The organism is Streptomyces sp. MNU76 (assembly GCF_020982545.1).
In the GTDB taxonomy this organism is placed as follows: domain Bacteria; phylum Actinomycetota; class Actinomycetes; order Streptomycetales; family Streptomycetaceae; genus Streptomyces.
The window spans coordinates 617,051-632,452 of the sequence record NZ_JAJKLK010000001.1; the positions used below are offsets into that span (position 1 = coordinate 617,051).

The window sequence follows — 15,402 nt, forward strand, 5'->3', positions numbered from 1 at the left end:
GACCGCGCTCTACCCTGATCACCACTCGATGGTTACTCGCGAGTTAAACAACAGCCGCTTTGAGCCAGCCGCACAGTCCGTGAGCCAGCTGTACTGTCGCGTGCCCCGGAGGATGTCGTGAGCGACACACAGACCCTGATCGAGAACCGTCCGCCCTCGGTGGCGGCCCTCTTCCTCGAGCGCGTGGCGGCCACGCCCGACGGCGAGGCCTACCGCTACCCGGTGCCACCGGCCTCCGGGGAGGGGCCCTCCGACTGGAAGTCGCTGAGCTGGGCGCAGTCGGCCGAACGGGTGTACGCCGTCGCGGCCGGGCTGATCGAGCTCGGCGTGCAGCCGGAGCAGCGCGTCGCCCTCGCCTCGTCGACGCGCATCGAGTGGATCCTTGCCGACCTCGGCATCATGTGCGCGGGCGCCGCGACCACGACCGTCTATCCGCAGACCAACGCCGAGGAGTCGGCGTACATCCTCGCGGACTCCGCCAGTCGGGTCCTCATCGCCGAGGACGCGGCCCAGCTCGCCAAGGCCCGGGAGAAGAAGGCCGAGCTCCCCGACCTGACGCATGTCGTCGTCATCGACACCGAGGGCGCGGACCTCTCCGAGGACTGGGTTCTCTCCCTGGCCGAACTGGAGAAGCGCGGCGCCGCGTACCTGGAGAAGACGCCCGACCTGATCAAGGAGAAGGTCGGCGCGATCACCAAGGACCAACTCGCCACACTCATCTACACCTCCGGCACCACCGGGCGCCCCAAGGGTGTCCGGCTGCCGCACGACAACTGGTCGTACATGGCGAAGGCGATCGCCGCGACCGGGCTGGTCAGCGCCGAGGACGTGCAGTACCTGTGGCTGCCGCTCGCGCACGTGTTCGGCAAGGTGCTCACCAGCGGTCAGATCGAGGTCGGGCACGTCACCGCCGTCGACGGCCGGATCGACAAGATCATCGAGAACCTTCCGGTGGTGCGGCCGACGTACATGGCGGCCGTGCCCCGCATCTTCGAGAAGGTCTACAACGGCGTCGTCGCCAAGGCCCGCGCGGGCGGCCCGGCCAAGTACAAGATCTTCCAGTGGGCGGCCGGGGTCTCCCGTGAGTACGCCAAGGTCAGCCAGGACAACTTCCGCCGTACCGGCACCGCCTCGGTGCCGTTCGCGCTCGGTGCGAAGCACAAGATCGCCGACACGCTGGTGTACGCCAAGCTCCGCGAGGCGTTCGGCGGCCGGCTGCGGGCCTGTGTCTCCGGTTCGGTCGCGCTCGCGCCCGACATCGGCTTCTTCTTCGCCGGTGCCGGCATCCACATCCTGGAGGGCTACGGCCTGACCGAGACCTCGGCGGCGTCCTTCGTGAACCCCGGCGAGGCGTACCGCACCGGCACGGTCGGCAAGCCGCTGCCCGGCTGCGAGGTGCGGATCGCGGACGACGGCGAGATCCTGCTGCGCGGGCCCGGTGTGATGGAGGGCTACCACGGGCTGCCGGAGAAGACGGCGGAGGTGCTGGAGGCCGACGGGTGGTTCCACACCGGTGACATCGGGGAGCTCTCGCCCGACGGCTACCTGCGGATCACCGACCGGAAGAAGGACCTGTTCAAGACGTCCGGCGGCAAGTACATCGCGCCGACCGAGATCGAGGGGCAGTTCAAGTCACTGTGCCCCTTCACCTCCAACGTCATGGTGATCGGCGCGGACCGGAACTTCTGCACGGCCCTCATCGCCCTCGACGAGCTGTCCCTCCAGGGCTGGGCCGCGGAGAACGGGCTGGCCGGGAAGTCGTACGAGGAGATCATCGCGGCGCCGGCGACGGTCGAGATGGTCGACGGGTACGTCAAGCAGCTCAACGAGGGCTTGCAGCGGTGGCAGACGATCAAGAAGTTCCGGTTGCTGCCGCGGGACCTCGATGTGGAGCACGGTGAGCTCACGCCGAGCCTGAAGCTGAAGCGGCCGGTGGTGGAGAAGGAGTACCTGCACCTGATCGAGGACATGTACGCCGGTGCGCGCGAGGCGTAGCGCTCCGCGTGAAAGCCGGGGAACTGCGGGCCGTCTTCAGCTGCGGGTTCGTGGTGGCTGGTCGCGCAGTTCCCCGCGCCCCTTACGGGGCGCGGTTGGTCTCCATCAGGGTTCGGAAGTCGCGTATCTGTATGCGCAGCTCGGTCAAGTCCGGTGTGGGTGTGGCCAGTTGTTTTTCCAGCGCCGCCAAGCGGGTGTCGACCTGTTCCGCGTGCTCCCGTTGGACCGCCCGCAGGGTTTCCAGCTCCCGGGTCTTGCGGTGCAGGTCCAGGAAGACGCTGACCTTCGCCCGTAACACCCAGGGGTCGAAGGGCTTGGTGAGGTAGTCGGCGGCGCCGGTGGCGTAGCCGCGGAAGGCGTAGCCGGTGTCGGCGTCCGTGCCGGTGAGGAAGATGATCGGGACGTCCTTCGTCTGGTCGAGGCGCTTGATGTGGGCGGCGGTCTCGAAGCCGTCCATGCCGGGCATCCGGATGTCGAGGAGGACGACGGCGAACCGGTGCCGCAGGAGGGCCTTCATCGCCTCCTCGCCCGAACGGGCGCGGACGAGCGGCTCGTTGAGGGATGCCAGGACGGCCTCCAGGGCGAGCAGGTTGTCCTCCATGTCGTCGACGAGGAGGATGCCCGCGCTTTGGTCGGTCCGGTCCTGAGGGGTCATGGTGAGGGTGCCTCGTTCTCTTCTGTGCGTTGTCCGGGGGACGGCTCGGCGCTCTGCGGACCCTGGGGGGTTTCCGGATCGAGGACCGCGCAGACGACCGTGAGCAACTGGTCGACGTCCACCGGCTTCGGTACGTAGTCGTTGGCGCCGCGGGCGATGGACTTCTCGCGGTCGCCGGGCATCGCCTTGGCGGTGAGGGCGACGATGGGCAGACCCGCCCAGCGCGGGGTGCGGCGGATGGCGGAGATCGTCTCGTAGCCGTCCATCTCCGGCATCATGATGTCCATCAAAACGAGTTCGACGTCCGGGTTGCGCTCCAGGGTCTCGATGCCCTCGCGCCCATTCTCCGCGTACAGGACGGGCATGCCGACCCGGCCCAGGACATGGGTGAGCGCGAAGACGTTGCGGATGTCGTCGTCGACGATCAGCACCCGGCGGCCGGGCAGCACCTCGCCCGCGCGCCCCACCTTCCACGCCTCCAGCTTGGTGGGCGCCGGCCAGGAGTCGTCGCCGTCGTGCACCTCGTCGTCGTGCGCGGCCGGGTACGGCTCCGTGGTCAGCTGCTCGGGGACGAGGCTGCCGTGCTCCTCGATCACCGGGCCCGTCACCCCGTGGCCCGGGCTGAAGACCGGGACGTACAGGGTGAAGGTCGAGCCCCTGCCGGGGACGCTCTCCGCGATGATGCGGCCGCCGAGCAGGCCGGCGATCTCGCGGCTGATGGACAGCCCGAGGCCGGTGCCGCCGTACTTGCGGTTGGTGGTGCCGTCGGCCTGCTGGAACGCCTCGAAGATCACCGGGAGTTTCTCGGCCGCGATGCCGATGCCGGTGTCCGAGACGGCGAAGGCGATCACCTCGTCGTGGTCCTCGCGGGTGTAGCGGTGCTCCGGGTCCTTGACGCGGCTGACGGTCAGCTCGACCCGGCCGGACGCGGTGAACTTGATCGCGTTGGAGAGGAGGTTGCGCAGGATCTGCTGGAGGCGCTGCTCGTCCGAGTACATCTCGCGGGGGACGTCCTCGCCGACCGTCACCTCGAAGGCCAGGCCCCGGTCGAGGGTGAGCGGCCGGAACGTCGCGTGGACGTAGTCCAGGAGCTTGATCAGCGGCAGGCGCTTCGGGCGTACGTCCATCCGGCCCGCCTCGATCTTCGACAGGTCGAGGATGTCGTTGATCAGCTGGAGGAGGTCGGAGCCGGAGCGGTGGATCGTGGTGGCGAACTGGACCTCCTGGTCGGTGAGATGGCCGTCCGGGTTGTCGGAGAGCAGCCGCGCCAGGATCAGCAGGGAGTTCAGCGGGGTGCGCAGCTCGTGGGACATGTTCGCCAGGAACTCCGACTTGTACTGCGAGGACGTAGCCAACAGCGCTGCCTTCTCCTCCAGTTCGGCGTTGGAGCGCTGCAACTCCGCCTGCTGCATCTGCAGTTCGTCCGAGCGCTCCTGGAGCTGCATGGCCAGACGCTGGGACTCGCCGAGGAGGGACTCCGTACGGGAGTTGGCGATGATGGTGTTGATGGCGACACCGATGGTGTTCACGAACTGGTCGAAGAACGCCAGGTGGACATCGGAGAAGCGGGAGAAGGACGCCAGCTCGATCACCCCGAGGAGTTTGTCCTCGAACAGGATCGGGATGATGACGACGCTGGACGGCGAGGCCTCGCCGAGGCCGCTGTTGATCTTGATGTAGCCGGGCGGGGCCTCGTCCACCAGGATCCGCTTCTTCTCGCGGGCCGCCTGCGCGACCAGACCGTGCACCGGCAGACCACCGGTCTCGACGGTCGCGCCCTGCGCCGCACCGTAGCCCGCGATGAAGGCCAGGCCCTTGGTGGGCACCACCGGGGGCGGGGCCGCGCCGTCCTCGTCGGGGTCGGCCAGGTAGAACGCGCCGTACTGGGCGTTCACCAGCGGGGTCAGCTCGCGCAGGATCAGGTCGGCGACCTCCATCAGGTCGCGGTGGCCCTGCATCAGGGCGGCGAGCCGGGCGAGGTTCGACTCCAGCCAGTCCTTCGCGCGGGTCGTCTCACGGAGGTTCGCCACCATCAGGTTGATGTTGTCCTTCAGCTCGGCGACCTCGCCGCGCGCCTCCACCGTGATGGAGCGGGACATGTCTCCCTGGGCCACGGCCGAGGCGACCTCGGCGATCGCGCGGACCTGCGTGGTCAGGTTCAGGGCGAGCTCGTTGACGTTCGTCGTCAGCCGCTTCCAGGTGCCGTAGACGCCCTCCACCCGTGCCTGGCCGCCGAGTTGACCCTCCGAGCCGACTTCGCGGGCGACCCGGGTGACCTCGGAGGAGAAGGAGGAGAGGGTGTCCACCATGGTGTTGATGGCGGTCTTCAGCTCAAGGATCTCGCCGCGCGCGTCCACGTCGATCTTCTTGGAGAGGTCGCCGTTCGCGACCGCCGTGGTGACCTGGGCGATGTTGCGGACCTGCGAAGTCAGGTTGTCCGCCATGTAGTTGACGTTGTCGGTGAGGTCCCGCCAGACACCGGACACACCCAGCACCTGGGCCCGGCCGCCGAGCGCGCCGTCGGTTCCGACCTCACGGGCCACCCTCGTCACCTCGTCGGCGAAGGCCCGCAGCTGTTCCACCATCGTGTTGACGGTGTCCTTCAGTTCCAGGATCTCGCCGCGCGCGTCGACGGTGATCTTCTTGGAGAGGTCGCCGTTGGCGACGGCCGTGGTGACCTGGGCGATGTTGCGGACCTGCGAAGTCAGGTTCAGCGCCATGAAGTTGACGTTGTCGGTGAGGTCCTTCCAGACGCCGGACACGCCCCGCACCTGCGCCTGGCCGCCGAGGTTGCCCTCGGTGCCGACCTCGCGGGCGACGCGGGTGACCTCGTCGGCGAAGGCGGAGAGCTGGTCGACCATGGTGTTGATCGTCGACTTCAGCTCCAGGATCTCGCCCTTGGCCTCGACGGTGATCTTCTTGCCGAGGTCGCCCTGCGCGACGGCCGTGGAGACGAGGGCGATGTTGCGGACCTGGGAGGTCAGGTTGTCCGCCATGAAGTTGACGTTGTCGGTGAGGTCCTTCCAGACGCCGGACACGCCCCGGACCTGGGCGCGGCCGCCGAGGTTGCCCTCGGTGCCGACCTCGCGGGCGACGCGGGTGACCTCGTCGGCGAAGGCGGAGAGCTGGTCGACCATGGTGTTGATCGTCGACTTCAGCTCCAGGATCTCGCCCTGCGCGTCGACCGTGATCTTCTGGCTGAGGTCGCCGTTGGCGACGGCGGTCGTGACCTGGGCGATGTTGCGGACCTGGGAGGTCAGGTTCGACGCCATGAAGTTGACGTTGTCGGTGAGGTCCTTCCAGACGCCCGAGACGCCCCGGACCTGCGCGCGGCCGCCGAGCTGCCCCTCGGTGCCGACCTCGCGGGCGACGCGGGTGACCTCGTCGGCGAAGGCGGACAGCTGATCGACCATCGTGTTCACGGTGAGCTTCAGTTCGAGCAACTCGCCGGTCGCCTCGACCGTCACCGTACGGGTGAGGTCCCCGCGCGCCACCGAGGTGGTCACCAGGGCGATGTCCCGCACCTGCGCGGTCAGCCGTGCGGCCATGGTGTTGACCGCCTCGGTCACGTCCCGCCAACTCCCGGACAGACCCCGGACCTTGGCCCGGCCGCCGAGCCGGCCCTCCGTGCCGACCTCGCGGGCCACCCGGGTCACCTCGCCGGTGAACAGGGACAGCTGGTCGACCATCTTGTTCACGGCGCGGCCCAACCGCCTCAGATCACCCCGGAGTTGACGGTTGCCGTCGTGCAGGTCGACCCGCTGGGTGAGGTCGCCGCCGGCCACCGCGTCCAGGACCCGGGTGGCGTTGGCGGCGGGGGCGACCAGGGCGTCGAGCGTCTGGTTCACGTCGTCGACGCGCGTCGCCCAGGCGCCCTGGCCCGGGCTGGCCGACAGTCGCTCGTCCAGACGCCCGTGCCGGACCAACTCCCGCCTTACACGCTGCACTTCGGAGCCGAAGTGGGTGCTACGGTCGATGATCTGGTTGAAGAGGGCACACAGCTCCGCCACCGGGGCGGGGCCCGCCTCCGGGACTTTCGTGAAGCTGCCGTCGCGGGCGGCGGTCATGGCCGCGGTCAGCGCGCGGAGATCGGATGCCCGGATCAGAACGTCCGTTTGGCTGTCTTTTTGACCGTCTCGGAGCACCCGCGTAGCACTGTTCTCACTCATGGTGGCCCACTTCGGTAACTCGGCGCTTATGGGCGTGGTCAGTCTGTCACTCTGTCCGTGCCGCCTGAGGCCTATTCGTCCGAACTTTCTCAGGGAGCCGCTCAGTGGGGGCCATTCCGACGCAACGGGAGACCGCGTCCTGCGCGCCCGATGCGCCCGCGCGCGTCGGGGCGGAGGCGCTGTCTGCCGGATCCGCGTACGCGGGCGCGGACCGGCGCACGGTGGTGCATGTGTCCCTGCCCGGCGGGCCGCTCGCGCCGGGAGCCGCCCGGCGCTTCGTCGGCAGCGCGCTCGCGGAGTGGGCCGAGCTCGACCTGCCGGGCACCGCGGCCCTCTCCGCCCGCCTCGTCGAGGACGCCCTCGTCGTGGTCAGCGAGCTGGTCACCAACGCGGTCGTCCACGCGGGCACGGATGTCGAGCTGCTCTGCCGTCTGGGGCGCGACGACCCGGCCTCCGCCGGGTGGCTGCTCGTCGAGGTCTCGGACCACCATCCCTCCCGGGCGGTACGGGACGAGGGCGCCGAACGCCCCTACCTCGTCGAACGGCCTTACGGGGCCGCCGAGTACGGACGCGGCCTGCGGCTCGTCGCGGCACTCTCCGAAGCCTGGGGGATCACCTACCGGACCGGCATGAAGACCGTCTGGGCCCGGCTGTCGGTCGACGGGGCGATGGCGGTGGAGGACGCGTTCGGGGCGTACGGCGGTGACGTGTCCGGGGTGGGGGCCGAGGCCGCGCGGGCGTACGCCGGCGACGAGGAAGTGCGGGGGCTCGACGATGCGCCGACGTACGCCGGTGTGGAGGACGCGGGGGAGTCCGGCGGTGCGCGGGCGTACGCCGGTCGCGTCGGAGACGGCGGCGAGGGCGTCCGTGAACAGGGCCCGGACCCGCTCGATCTGGTCGCGCCCGAGCCCCGGCAACATGGGGAGCGCGACCGGGAGTGGTTGAACCGGGGCGCGCTCTCCTTCCTGGCCGAGGCGTCCGACCTGCTCGCCGGGCAGCTCGACGAGGATCTGGTCGCCGCGCTCGCCGGGCAGCTGCTGGTGCCGAGGCTGGCCGACTGGTGCGCGGTGTGGCTGGAGGACGAGGGGCTGGGCTGGCGCGGCGGCGACGGTTCGCTGGGCCCCGCGCCCCGGCTCGCCCGCGTCTGGCACGGCAGCGAGGACCGCCTCGAGGAACTGCGCCGGGCCCTGGAGAGGAACCCACCGAGACTGCCCGATTCCGTCCGGTCGAGGGCGGTTCCCGTCCCGTGGCCGGAGCCGGGCGAGGAGGGCCGGCCGGTGGGGGCGAGTGCCGAAGAGGCGTTGGGAGCGAGTGCCGAAGGGCCGTCGGGGGCGAGTGCCGACGGGCCGGTGCAGGAGCCTGGGGGCAGGCTGGAGCGAGAGCCTGACGGCGGCGGCCCCTTGCGGGAACGTGGCGGCGACTTCGAGCGCGGGCGTGGTGGTGGTCCCGTGCGGGAGTGTGAAGGTGCGCCCGCGCAGGAGTGTGAAGGTGGGGCCGCGCTTGCCTATCGGCTGATCGCCGGGGGGCGGCCGCTCGGGACGCTCGTCATCGGGCGGGCCGGGCTGCTTCGGTTCCCGGACGAGGTGACCGGGCTGGTCGAGGACCTCAGCCGACGCATCGCGCTGTCCATCGGCGCGGCCCGCCGGTACGCCCGCCAGGTGACCATCAGCCGGGTGCTCCAGCGCGGCCTGCTGCCGGGCGCGGTCGCCGAGATCCCCGGGGTGTCGAGCGCCCTGGTGTACGAGCCGTGCGACAAGGGCGGACCCAGCGGCGACTTCTACGACCTGTTCCCCGCCGGCCGGGGCCGCTGGTGCTTCGCCATCGGCGACGTCCAGGGCAAGGGCCCCGAGGCCGCCGTGGTCATCGGTCTCGCCCGGCCCTGGCTGCGGCTGCTCGCCCGCGAGGGCTACGGCGTGGCCGACGTGCTCGACCGCCTCAACCATCTCCTCCTCGACGACGCGACCGAGGCCGCCGACGCCGCCGCCCGCGCCCTGGTCACCGCCGGCGACCCCGGCCTGGTCGACCCCGACGCCTCCCAGACCCGCTTCCTCTCCCTCCTCTACGGCGAGCTGGTCCCCGTCCCCGGCGGTGTCCGCTGCACCCTCGCCTCCGCCGGGCACCCGCTGCCCCTGCTCCTCGGCCCCGACGGCGACGTCCGGACCGTGGCCGAGCCCCAGACGCTGCTGGGCGTGATCGAGGACACCGAGTACGTCTCCGAGACGTTCGAACTGCGCTGCGGCGACACGCTGCTCTGCGTGACCGACGGGGTCACCGAGCGCCGCAGCGGCCCGCGCATGTTCGACGACGGGGACGGCCTCGCCGCCGCGCTCTCCGACTGCGCCGGCCTCGACGCCCAGCTGATCGCCGAACGCATCCGCCGCCTCGTGCACGAGTTCGGGGAACGGCCACCGGACGACGACCTGGCGCTGCTGGTGCTGCGGGCGGAGTGACGACCGCCGCAGCCGGCGACGGGAACCGTCGGCCGGGCCGTGCTGGACAATGGAGGACATGCCTTCCGCACTCCCCGACGGTGAGCCCGTCCCCGACGACGGGGCGCTGCCCGCGCACGCCCTGGCCGACGCGGCCGAGCGGCCCCTCGGGTTCTATCTCCACGTCCCGTACTGCGCGACCCGCTGCGGCTACTGCGACTTCAACACCTACACCGCCACCGAGCTGCGCGGCACCGGCGGCGTCCTTGCCTCCCGCGACAACTACGCGGACACGGTCGTCGACGAGATCCGCCTCGCCCGCAAGGTCCTCGGCGACGATCCGCGCCCCGTCCGGACGGTCTTCGTCGGCGGCGGCACGCCCACGCTGCTGGCCGCCGACGACCTCGTACGGATGCTGGGGGCGATCCGGGAGGAGTTCGGGCTCGCGGACGACGCGGAGGTGACGACGGAGGCGAACCCGGAGTCGGTCGACCCCCCGTATCTGGAGACGCTGCGCGCGGGCGGCTTCAACCGGCTCTCGTTCGGGATGCAGAGCGCGCGGCAGCATGTGCTGAAGATCCTCGACCGTACGCACACGCCGGGGCGCCCCGAGGCGTGCGTGGCGGAGGCGCGCGCCGCCGGCTTCGACCATGTCAACCTCGACCTGATCTACGGCACGCCCGGCGAGTCCGACGACGACTGGCGGGCCTCCCTGGACGCGGCGCTCGGTGCCGGGCCGGACCACATCTCGGCGTACGCGCTGATCGTGGAGGAGGGCACGCAGCTCGCACGGCGCATCCGCCGGGGCGAGGTCCCGATGACGGACGACGACGTGCACGCGGACCGATATCTGATCGCCGATGAGACGCTCTCGGCCGCCGGGTTCGACTGGTACGAGGTCTCCAACTGGGCCACGTCCGACGCCGGGCGGTGCCTCCACAACGAGCTGTACTGGCGCGGCGCCGACTGGTGGGGCGCGGGACCGGGCGCCCACAGCCACGTCGGCGGCGTGCGCTGGTGGAACGTCAAGCACCCCGGCGCGTACGCGGGCGCGCTGGCGGCCGGGCGCTCCCCTGGCGCGGGGCGTGAGCTGCTGTCGGCCGAGGACCGCCGGGTCGAGCGCATCCTGCTGGAACTGCGGCTGCGGGAGGGCTGCCCGCTGTCCCTGCTCCGGGAGGAAGGGCTTGCCGCGGCGGGTCGGGCACTCGCCGACGGCTTGCTGGAGGCGGGGCCGTACGAGGAGGGGCGCGCGGTGCTCACGCTGCGGGGGCGGTTGCTGGCGGACGCGGTGGTGCGGGACTTGGTGGACTGATCACTCGGGTGGGTGAATCGGTGCGGAACGGGGGTTCGGTACTTAGCCTGGTTCGTAGGCTGCTGCCGTGTCTGACGGTGGCGGAAACCGGAGGCTGCGGAGATGACCGCTGTGGACGAGCGCGGGATGACCAGGTTCTTCGAGGAGTTCGAGCCGCCCGAGGGTGTCAAGGCCGAACTTCTCCGGGGTGAAATCGTGATGATGGCCAGCCCTGACCTGGTGCACAACATCATTGTGATGTTGCTGGGCAGGCAGATTCCGGTTGATCACTGGTACGCCCTTCAGACACAGGACGTCGACATCGTCAGCGAGGCGAGCGAGCCTATTCCCGACTTGGTTGTCGTAGCCCCCGAGATTCTGCCCGCCTCGGGGCGACTGCTCCCGTCCACGCTGATCACCATGGTCGTCGAGGTCGTCTCCAAGACCAGCATCGACCGCGACTACGGTGTGAAGCGGTCGATTTACGCCGCAGGTGGAGTGCCTGTCTACCTGATCGTCGACCCGGTCATGGCGCAGTGCGTCGTGCTGACGGAGCCCGAAGGCGTTGGAGAGAAGGCCGACTACAAGGGGCAGAAGATCTGGAAGTTCGGGGAATCAGTGCCCCTGTCGACTCTGCGACTGGACATCGACACCAGTGGATTCAGTACGTTCCCCAACGTCAGGCCCCACCGCTATCCGTGACGAAGTCGATCAGCTCCTCCACCCGGCCCAGCAGTTCCGGCTCAAGGTCCTTGTAGGAACCGACCCGCCCCAGAATCGCCTGCCACACCGCCCCCGTGTTCTCCGCAGGCCACCCCAGCGCCCGGCACACCCCCGTCTTCCAGTCCTGCCCCCGCGGTACGCGCGGCCACGCCTCGATGCCCACCGAGGACGGCTTCACGGCCTCCCAGATGTCGATGTACGGGTGGCCGACGACGAGCGCGTGCTCGCTCGTGACCGACGCGGCGATGCGGGACTCCTTGCTGCCGGGGACGAGGTGGTCGACCAGGACGCCGAGCCGCGCGTCCGGGCCCGGCGCGAAGTCGGCGACGATCGCGGGCAGGTCGTCCACGCCCTCCAGGTACTCCACCACCACGCCCTCGATGCGCAGATCGTCGCCCCACACCTTCTCGACGAGCTCGGCGTCGTGGCGGCCCTCGACGTAGATGCGCCCGGCGCGGGCGACACGCGCGCGGGCGCCCGGGACGGCCACCGAGCCGGATGCCGTACGACTCGGCCGTGCCGGGGCCGAGGGGGTGGGGCGGACCAGGGTCACCACGCGGCCCTCCAGCAGGAACCCCCGCGGCTCCAACGGGAACACCCGGTGCTTGCCGAAGCGGTCCTCCAGCGTCACCGTGCCCGCCTCGCAGCGGATGACCGCGCCGCAGAAACCGGTGGTGGGCTCCTCGACGACCAGACCCGGATCGGCCGGGACCTCGGGGGCCGGCTTCGGCTTCTTCCAGGGAGGGGTCAGGTCGGGTGAGTACTGGCGCATTCGAGTGACGATAGGAGAAGCCGCGCCCGGATGCCCCCGCACTCAGTCCGACACGCCGAAGCGACGTGCCAGCGTGTCGCGTTGGGCCCGGACGAACGCCGCGTCCACCACCGCCCCGTGCCCGGGGACGTACAGCGCGTCCTCGCCGCCGAGGGCCAGGAGCCGGTCCAGGGCGGCCGGCCAGCGGGACGGGATCGCGTCCGGGCCCGCCTGCGGTTCGCCGGACTCCTCGACCAGGTCCCCGCAGAACACCACCTCCGAAGCGCCCTCCGACACCAGGACCGCGAGGTCGTGGCCGGTGTGGCCGGGACCCACGTTCGCCAGCAGCACCCGGACGCCGCCGCCCAGGTCGAGCGTCCACTCGCCGGAGACCAGGTGGCGGGGGAGGACGAGGAGGTCGGCGGCCTCGGTGGCGTCCGCCGGGGGCAGACCGTGGTGCACCGCGTCCGCGCGGAGGGCGTCGCGGTCACGGGTCAGGACGTTGTCGACGCCCACCGCACCGAGGACCTCCACCCCGGCGAACGCGGCCGCACCGAAGACATGGTCGAAGTGGGGGTGGGTGAGCGCGAGATGTGTCACACGGGCGCCACCGAGCAGCCGGCCCGCCTCGGTACGCAACCGCGCGCCCTCCCGCACGCTGGAACCCGCGTCGATCATGAGGGCCGCACCGTCCCCGGCCACCAGTCCGACCGTGCAGTCCCAGCCGGGAAGGCGGCACCGTCCGACCCGGGGCGTCAATCCCTGCCACCCGCACTCTTCCCAAGTCACCGTCATGCGCCGACGCTAGCTGTAGCACCGCACGGGCGGGTGAAGGAGGGTGTGGGGGAGGTGTCGGGGAGGTCGCCGAGCAGTGGTCGGGAAGCCCCGAGAACCCGGTCGACGGCCGCCGGGAGCCGCTGAGCACGCGGGGCGGCGGGTTGTGGTGAGGGCCACCGAGGTGATCGCCGTGGGCGGCTCGGGTACGCCCACGCGCGGGCGTACCCGTCGGTAGAAAGGGCGCCGACACGCGCCCCGGTGGTGGTCGGACCGGGGCCCGACATCGCCGGACAGGTCGGTACACGTCGGCATGACGTGGGTGGACCGGCCTTGCCGGGGGCGTACCCCACCGCCGTACACTGGGCGGGGAGTGTTGGCACTCGCCCGGGGTGAGTGCCAAGGGGGAGTCGCACGAGAGAGTCGAGCTGGAGGTGTGCGCGAATGCTCAGTGAACGCAGGCTGCAAGTGCTGCGCGCCATCGTCCAGGACTACGTGGGCACCGAGGAGCCGGTCGGTTCCAAGGCGCTCACGGAGCGGCACAACCTGGGGGTCTCCCCGGCGACCGTCCGTAACGACATGGCTGCGTTGGAGGACGAGGGCTTCATCGCCCAGCCCCACACGAGCGCGGGCCGCATCCCCACCGACAAGGGGTACCGGCTCTTCGTCGACAAGCTGGCGGGCGTCAAGCCGATGACCCCGCCGGAGCGGCGCGCCATCCAGAACTTCCTGGACGGCGCGGTCGATCTGGACGACGTCGTGGCACGGACCGTACGGCTGCTCGCGCAGCTGACGCGGCAGGTCGCCGTCGTGCAGTATCCGTCGCTGACACGGTCGACGGTCCGGCATGTGGAACTGCTGTCGCTGGCCCCCGCCAGGCTGATGCTCGTGCTGATCACGGACACCGGACGGGTGGAACAGCGGCTGGTGGACTGCCCGGCGCCGTTCGGAGAAACGTCACTCGCGGATCTTCGCGCCCGGCTGAACAGCAAGGTCGCGGGCCGCCGGTTCACGGACGTGCCCCGGCTGGTCGAGGACCTGCCGGAGGCGTTCGACGTCGAGGACCGGGGGACGGTCGCGACCGTGCTCTCCACCCTCCTCGAAGCACTCGTGGAGGAGAGCGAGGAGCGGCTGATGATCGGCGGAACCGCCAATCTCACCCGCTTCGGACATGACTTCCCCCTCACGATCCGGCCCGTTCTGGAAGCCTTGGAGGAGCAGGTCGTCCTCCTCAAGTTGCTTGGCGAGGCCGGGGATTCGGGCATGACCGTACGCATCGGTCATGAGAACGCGTATGAGGGACTCAACTCCACGTCCGTCGTCTCCGTCGGCTACGGTTCGGGCGGCGAGGCAGTAGCGAAGCTGGGCGTGGTCGGACCTACGCGCATGGACTATCCGGGAACGATGGGAGCGGTACGAGCGGTGGCACGGTACGTCGGACAGATCCTGGCGGAGTCTTAAGTGGCCACGGACTACTACGCCGTGCTCGGCGTGCGCCGCGACGCGTCCCAGGACGAGATCAAGAAGGCGTTCCGGAGGCTCGCTCGCGAGCTGCACCCGGACGTCAATCCCGATCCGAAGACCCAGGAGCGGTTCAAGGAGATCAACGCCGCCTACGAGGTGTTGTCGGACCCGCAGAAGAAGCAGGTCTACGACCTCGGCGGCGACCCGCTGTCCCAGGCGGGCGGCGGAGGCGCGGGCGGCTTCGGCGCCGGTGGCTTCGGGAACTTCTCGGACATCATGGACGCGTTCTTCGGAACGGCGTCCCAGCGGGGTCCGCGGTCGCGTACGCGCCGGGGCCAGGACGCGATGATCCGGCTGGAGATCGACCTCGACGAGGCGGCCTTCGGCACGACGAAGGACATCCAGGTCGACACCGCCATCATCTGCACGACGTGCAGCGGCGAGGGCGCGGCTCCGGGCACGACCGCCCAGACCTGTGACATGTGCCGTGGTCGTGGTGAGGTCTCGCAGGTCACGCGGTCCTTCCTCGGCCAGGTCATGACCTCCCGGCCCTGCCCGCAGTGCCAGGGCTTCGGCACGATCGTCCCGAACCCGTGTCCCGAGTGCGCGGGCGACGGGCGGGTGCGGTCGCGGCGGACGCTCACGGTCAAGATCCCGGCCGGTGTCGACAACGGCACGCGCATCCAGCTGGCCGGTGAGGGCGAGGTCGGACCCGGTGGTGGTCCCGCCGGTGACCTCTACGTCGAGATCCACGAGTTGCCGCACCCGATGTTCCAGCGGCGCGGCGATGATCTGCACTGCACGGTGACGATCCCGATGACGGCGGCGTCCCTCGGTACGAAGGTGCCGCTGGAGACGCTGGACGGGCTGGAGGAGGTCGACATCCGCCCCGGCACGCAGTCCGGGCAGTCGATCCCGCTGCACGGGCGTGGTGTCACGCATCTGCGCGGTGGTGGGCGTGGGGATCTGATCGTCCACGTCGAGGTGCAGACGCCGACGAAGCTGGACCCCGAGCAGGAGGCGTTGCTGCGGCAGCTGGCCGCGCTGCGGGGTGAGGAGCGGCCGACGGGGCAGTTCCAGCCCGGGCAGCAGGGTCTGTTCTCCCGGCTGAAGGACGCGTTCAACGGGCGCTGAGCGAGTTCGTCGCCGGG

Annotated in this window: 10 protein-coding genes; 6 read left to right on the top strand and 4 right to left on the bottom strand. The window is 70.5% G+C overall.

Annotated features, from left to right (window positions below):
• The first annotated feature begins 117 nt into the window (after positions 1-117).
• Positions 118-1,995, top strand: coding sequence for a long-chain fatty acid--CoA ligase (locus tag E4N62_RS02690; RefSeq protein ID WP_230211746.1), 1,878 nt, complete (start codon positions 118-120; stop codon positions 1,993-1,995).
• A gap of 82 nt (positions 1,996-2,077) precedes the next feature.
• Here the strand turns inward: E4N62_RS02690 and E4N62_RS02695 are convergent, their stop codons facing one another.
• On the bottom strand, positions 2,078-2,650 hold the full coding sequence (locus tag E4N62_RS02695; RefSeq protein ID WP_230211747.1) for a two-component system response regulator: 573 nt from the start codon (positions 2,648-2,650) through the stop codon (positions 2,078-2,080).
• Positions 2,647-6,819, bottom strand: coding sequence for a HAMP domain-containing protein (locus E4N62_RS02700; protein ID WP_374116911.1), 4,173 nt, complete (start codon positions 6,817-6,819; stop codon positions 2,647-2,649). The genes E4N62_RS02695 and E4N62_RS02700 overlap by 4 nt, the downstream gene beginning before the upstream one ends.
• Positions 6,820-6,923: 104 nt before the next feature.
• Between E4N62_RS02700 and E4N62_RS02705 the strand changes: the two genes are divergently transcribed.
• The 3 genes from E4N62_RS02705 (at position 6,924) to E4N62_RS02715 (ending at position 11,241) form a co-directional block, all read left to right on the top strand.
• The gene (locus E4N62_RS02705; protein WP_230211749.1) at positions 6,924-9,269 is read left to right on the top strand and encodes a SpoIIE family protein phosphatase; all 2,346 of its coding nucleotides are present in this window, start codon (positions 6,924-6,926) and stop codon (positions 9,267-9,269) included.
• Between the two features lie 58 nt (positions 9,270-9,327).
• A complete protein-coding gene (hemW, locus tag E4N62_RS02710; RefSeq protein ID WP_230211750.1) occupies positions 9,328-10,560 on the top strand; it encodes a radical SAM family heme chaperone HemW in 1,233 nt (410 codons plus the stop codon).
• A gap of 102 nt (positions 10,561-10,662) precedes the next feature.
• Positions 10,663-11,241, top strand: coding sequence for a Uma2 family endonuclease (locus E4N62_RS02715; protein WP_217179459.1), 579 nt, complete (start codon positions 10,663-10,665; stop codon positions 11,239-11,241).
• Here E4N62_RS02715 and E4N62_RS02720 read toward each other — a convergent pair.
• Together E4N62_RS02720 and E4N62_RS02725 are read right to left on the bottom strand one after the other, a co-directional pair.
• Positions 11,219-12,034, bottom strand: coding sequence for a DUF3097 domain-containing protein (locus E4N62_RS02720; protein ID WP_230211751.1), 816 nt, complete (start codon positions 12,032-12,034; stop codon positions 11,219-11,221). The genes E4N62_RS02715 and E4N62_RS02720 overlap by 23 nt on opposite strands.
• 42 nt (positions 12,035-12,076) lie before the next feature.
• A complete protein-coding gene (locus E4N62_RS02725; RefSeq protein WP_230211752.1) occupies positions 12,077-12,808 on the bottom strand; it encodes an MBL fold metallo-hydrolase in 732 nt (243 codons plus the stop codon).
• Positions 12,809-13,231: 423 nt separating this feature from the next.
• Here E4N62_RS02725 and hrcA point away from each other — a divergent pair, with 423 nt between their 5' ends.
• On the top strand, positions 13,232-14,248 hold the full coding sequence (hrcA, locus tag E4N62_RS02730) for a heat-inducible transcriptional repressor HrcA (protein WP_184894198.1): 1,017 nt from the start codon (positions 13,232-13,234) through the stop codon (positions 14,246-14,248).
• A complete protein-coding gene (dnaJ, locus tag E4N62_RS02735; RefSeq protein WP_230211753.1) occupies positions 14,249-15,385 on the top strand; it encodes a molecular chaperone DnaJ in 1,137 nt (378 codons plus the stop codon).
• Positions 15,386-15,402: the final 17 nt, after the last annotated feature.